The sequence below is a fragment of the Nostoc sp. genome, assembly GCF_036917675.1.
Lineage (GTDB): Bacteria > Cyanobacteriota > Cyanobacteriia > Cyanobacteriales > Nostocaceae > Nostoc.
In genome coordinates this window covers 1-3354 of record NZ_JBALCT010000013.1, presented here as the reverse complement: position 1 = coordinate 3354, position 3354 = coordinate 1, and the positions used below count along the sequence as shown (strand labels likewise).

At 42.4% G+C, this 3354-nt stretch carries 4 protein-coding genes and 1 rRNA gene; 3 read left to right on the top strand and 2 right to left on the bottom strand.

Annotated elements, in window-relative coordinates; genetic code table 11:
• A 16S ribosomal RNA gene (locus V7K31_RS03635) occupies positions 1-94 on the bottom strand; the annotation flags it as partial.
• A gap of 562 nt (positions 95-656) precedes the next feature.
• Positions 657-842 carry a hypothetical protein gene (locus V7K31_RS03630; RefSeq protein ID WP_335092676.1) on the bottom strand — a complete coding sequence of 62 codons (186 nt, stop codon included), beginning with the start codon at positions 840-842 and terminating at the stop codon, positions 657-659.
• Between the two features lie 75 nt (positions 843-917).
• Between V7K31_RS03630 and rsmA the strand changes: the two genes are divergently transcribed.
• The 3 genes from rsmA to V7K31_RS03615 all read left to right on the top strand — a co-directional run bounded on the left by rsmA (position 918) and on the right by V7K31_RS03615 (position 3195).
• On the top strand, positions 918-1772 hold the full coding sequence (gene rsmA / locus V7K31_RS03625; RefSeq protein ID WP_335092675.1) for a 16S rRNA (adenine(1518)-N(6)/adenine(1519)-N(6))-dimethyltransferase RsmA: 855 nt from the start codon (positions 918-920) through the stop codon (positions 1770-1772).
• A gap of 100 nt (positions 1773-1872) precedes the next feature.
• Complete coding sequence (ispE, locus tag V7K31_RS03620) at positions 1873-2826, top strand: 4-(cytidine 5'-diphospho)-2-C-methyl-D-erythritol kinase (protein ID WP_335092674.1); 954 nt, start codon at positions 1873-1875, stop codon at positions 2824-2826.
• A gap of 39 nt (positions 2827-2865) precedes the next feature.
• Positions 2866-3195, top strand: a complete 330-nt coding sequence (locus V7K31_RS03615) for a DUF3082 domain-containing protein (protein ID WP_335092673.1) — start codon at positions 2866-2868, stop codon at positions 3193-3195.
• Positions 3196-3354 lie beyond the last annotated feature (159 nt).

The following is a 3354-nucleotide window of genomic DNA, read 5'->3' as shown; positions in this document are numbered from 1 at the left end:
CCGTCCGCCACTGTGTCCGAAGACACCGTTCGACTTGCATGTGTTAAGCATACCGCCAGCGTTCATCCTGAGCCAGGATCAAACTCTCCGTTTTGTTGTGTTTCGAGTTTGTGGCTCCGAAAAAAATATTTCCCGGAATCCTATAATTTCGATTATGTTTTTGGGAAATCCCAAAACTAAAATCTTTTGACGAGGATTGGTTTTTTTCTTAAGCTTTCAAAGTATTATGTTTTTTAGGTTCAGCGGTGGTTGGCGTCTGTCGCCTTTCCACTCAACTAGAGTAACTAGTCATCCCCTAGTTTGTCAAGGGGTAATAACTATTTTTTTTCTAAAAGGGCAAATTTCTTGACTGGCATTACTTTCAGGTGAATGGGTTAGGCAATAGGAGAGAGGCGAAAACGAAGTGGGTGAACTTTCCTGTCTGAATAATGGACGTTGCTAGTTAGTGTCCATAAATAAGATCATAATTGTTACGCAGCTTGCACTCTAAGACTCTCATCCTACAGTTGGTTGGCGCTTCTATCGACATTCGAGTACTCGAAGAGGCTACGCGATCGCTACCATTACGTTTGCGGAGCGTTTCGTAGAAAAGATAGGCAGTCTCTTATATGAAGATCCGTTACAGTGAGTCTAGCGCTGTAGACGTATTTCACAATTCATAAGGTAGTAATTTTGTCAAGATTATGAGGAATAAATTTGAGGAAGTGGGAAAAAGAAAAATTACCGCAATGAATCCAGAAATTTAAGTGTGTTGGCGTACTTCTACGGGGAAGCAAGCTCGTAGCATCTGGTAGAGAAGCCTTTGCCGTTGGCATTGCCTCTCTCAGAGAAGACATCGCCATAATAATTGTCTAATCAGATTTTTTAACCAGAATTTTTGATAAAAAGCTAAAAACTAGACTAGGCAAGAAATACAGATGATCCGACCGCGTAAGGTCTTTGCTCAACATTGGCTCAAAAGTGAAAAGGCGCTCGACGCAATTATTCAAGCAGCAGAGTGTAAAGAAAACGATCGCGATCGCATCCTGGAAATTGGTCCTGGAACCGGCATTTTAACTCGTCGTTTATTACCCTTAGTGCAATCTCTGGTTGCAGTTGAAATAGACCGCGACTTATGCGAACTATTGGCAAAGCAACTTGGTAAGACTGAAAATTTTTTACTGCTGCAAGGCGATTTTCTCACTCTGGATTTACCATCTCACCTGGTAGCCTTTCCTAATTTCCAACAGCCAAATAAAGTAGTAGCTAATATCCCCTACAACATTACAGGGCCAATCATTGAGAAACTACTGGGTACGATCGCCAACCCTAACCCTGAACCATTTGACTCAATAGTGTTGCTGGTACAAAAAGAAGTCGCAGAAAGGTTGTATGCTAAACCAGGGTCAAAAGCCTTTGGGGCGTTGAGTGTGCGAGTTCAGTATTTAGCTGAGTGTGAGTTAATCTGCACAGTTCCAGCGGCCGCATTCCATCCACCGCCAAAAGTCGATTCAGCAGTGGTGCGATTGCGCCCCCGAAAAATAGAAATACCAGCACTTAACCCCAGACAGTTAGAGAATTTCTTAAAATTGGGGTTTGGTGCCAAGCGCAAAATGTTACGAAATAATTTGCAATCTGTTATAGAACGCGATCGCCTGAGCCACTTACTGGAACAATTAAAAATAAATCCCCAAGCCAGAGCCGAAGATATCAGCGTTCAACAATGGGTAATCCTAGCAAATGAGTTAGGAGTTAGCAGAGACGCGATTAATCGCGTCTGTACTGAGGAGTGAGGAGTTAAGAGTGAACATATAGATGATTGCTTTGATTCAAAACCCAAAATTTAACCATTCCCAACTAGCAACCCATAACCCCTAACTTCTAACTTTCAAAATGCGTTCCTACAGCCTAATTGCCCCTGCTAAAATCAACTTATATCTGGAAATAATTGGCGCTCGCCCCGATGGCTACCATGAGTTAGCCATGATACTTCAAAGTATCGGACTTGCAGACCAAATTGATGTGCGTTCCATCAGCACTGACAGCATTAGCGTTCACTGCAACCACCCACAAGTACCGACAGATACAAGTAATCTGGCATACCGAGCGGCAGAATTAATGGTGAGGCAATTTCCTAAAGCCTTTGCTAAATATGGGGGTGTGGAGATTACCATCAACAAGCAGATTCCCGTAGCTGCTGGGTTGGCTGGAGGTTCGACGAATGCCGCAGCTGTGTTGGTGGGGATAGATTTACTATGGAAATTGGGATTAACTCAATCAGAATTAGAGGAGTTAGGAGGCACGCTTGGTTCAGATGTACCATTTTGTGTAGGGGGTGGGACTGCGATCGCAACAGGTAGAGGTGATCAACTTTCTCCTCTACCAAGTTTGGATAGTATATATATAGTGTTGGCAAAATACCGCAGCCTGGAAGTTTCCACCGCTTGGGCATACAAAACCTATAGAGAGCAGTTTGGTAATTCTTATCTTAGAGATAGCGACAACTTGGCAGCCCGTGCCAGTGCAGTTCATTCAGGAGCAATAGTAAAAGCTGTCCTGGATAAAGATGCGGGAGAAATTGCCCAAAAACTGGACAATGATTTGGAGCGCGTGGTATTGCCAGCCTATCCCCAAGTCTTGCAGTTGCGAGAAGTGTTTGCAAATCAGCAAGGCGTTTTAGGAACAATGATGTCTGGTTCGGGGCCAACTGTATTTGCTCTTTTTGAGTCTCAACAGCAGGCAGAAGAAGTTAAGTTGCAAGTGAGGGAAGCAATTCTTGATGAAGACTTAGAATTGTTTGTGACTCGGACAATTACACATGGTATTCAGGTGGCATCTTCAGTTTAAATAAATAGAATTATTCCTAATGCTCCAATCTAAAATGTTATGAATGACCAAAATTTAAGATCACAAATAGATACTAAAGAACAGGTAACATCAAGTCCGTTACGCTGTTTAACTGGGGCGGTGATTTCGGGAGGAATGGGATTTGCAGCATATTCGTTGATGATTGCGATCGCCACAAATTTTGCTACTAAACCTATCCATTCAATTAATCCATTGGTGGTGAGGATTTCTTCTGCTGTTCGGACTTTGGTTGTTGGTGTAGTTGCTTTGGGAAGCGGAATATTTGGTATAGTGGCAATTGGTTTGTTGGCTTTGGGAGTGCAATTATTAATACAGCAGTTGACCAAAGAAAAAAGTAGTGAAAACTAGTAATTTTGTCAAATTATTTCTTATTTGCCACATTTCATGTAACCACCTACTAAACCCTTCGGCTTAAGAGGGTGTTTGAAAAGTTTTGATGGGTAAAATTTTATGCTAATCGTCTTACCATGATCCGGATCATGGCAAGGTAGATAAACATCTCCGATG